Source organism: Microbispora sp. KK1-11 (genome assembly GCF_006874435.1).
In the GTDB taxonomy this organism is placed as follows: Bacteria; Actinomycetota; Actinomycetes; order Streptosporangiales; family Streptosporangiaceae; genus Microbispora; species Microbispora catharanthi.
The window spans coordinates 1-1252 of sequence record NZ_VIRJ01000093.1; the positions used below are offsets into that span (position 1 = coordinate 1).

1 protein-coding gene is annotated in these 1252 nt (G+C 66.5%); it reads right to left on the reverse strand.

Annotated elements, in window-relative coordinates; genetic code table 11:
• Window positions 1-1252, reverse strand: a 1252-nt coding sequence (locus tag FLW16_RS42840) for a glycoside hydrolase family 43 protein (RefSeq protein ID WP_142566710.1), incomplete at both ends; no start/stop codon positions are given.

Sequence of the window (1252 nt, forward strand, 5' to 3'; positions counted from 1 at the left end):
CGTCGTTGCCGGTGAACTGCCACCAGTTCAGGTTGAACAGGTAGCCGCTGCCGCCGGTGAATCTGAGGTAGAGGTCGTGGGTGCCGGTCGCGCCGGTGACGGGGCAGGAGACGGTGGTCCAGGTCTGCCAGCCGCCGGTGCCGGGGACGGTGCAGGTACCCATGAGGGTGCCGGTGGCGCTGTCACGGCGTACTTCGATCTTTCCGCCGGCGGCGCCGGAGGCCACCCGTGCGGAGAACGAGGTCGCGCCGGTGCCGAAGGCGACGCCCTTGACCTTGATGTAGTCGCCGTTGTCGATGAAACCGACGTTCATGCCGCCTCCGCTGTCGGTGGAGGCTTCGGTTTCGACGCCGGACTCCCAGGCGATGGTCTCGGCTTCCTGGCGGGTGTAGGGGTTGAGGGTGCCGATCTGGGGGGCGCCGGTGGTGGTCATGGTGATGGTCGGGATGGTGCCGTCGGCGTTGTAGGTGAACTTCTCCACCGCGACCGAGCGGGTGTAGCCGCCGCCGCCCGGCAGGGCGCCGTTGTGGTAGAAGAAGTACGAGCCGCCGTTGAAGTCGATGATGCCGGGGTGGTTGGTGAAGCTGCTGCCCTGGGTGGGCATGATCGTTCCCCGGTAGGTCCACGGCCCGGTCGGGCTGGACGATGTCGAGTAGGCGATGAACTCCGAGCAGCACTTGGCCGCGAACACCATGTAGTACAGGCTGCCCCGCTTGTAGAACCAGGGGCCTTCTTCGAACAGGGTGGGCCGGTTGGCGTCCCCGGTGCGGGTGCCGAACCCCGACGTGGTCAGGTTGACCTTCGTCGGGCTGCCCGAGTAGGAGGTCATGTCGCTGTTCAGCTTGATGTACCACAGGTTCGGGTTGCCCCAGTAGAGGTAGGCCTGCCCGTTGTCGTCGATGTAGACGGTGGGGTCGATCTCGCCGTTTTCGACCAGCGGGTGTCCCAGGGCGTCCTTGAAGGGGCCGGTGGGGCTGTCGGAGACGGCCACGCCGATGGCCATCCTGCCGGTCGAACGGTTGGTGGTGGGGACGTACCAGTAGAACTTGCCGTTGCGGTAGACGGCCTGGCCCGCCCAGGCGTCGGATTTGGCCCAGCTGAAGCTGGCGACGCTCAGCGGGGAGCCGTGGTCGGTCCAGTTCACCATGTCGGCCGACGACCAGACCCGCCAGTCCTTCATGGTGAAGTACGTCGATCCGTCCTCGTCGTGCCCGGTGTAGAGGTAGACCCGGCCGTTGTAGACCAGCGGCGC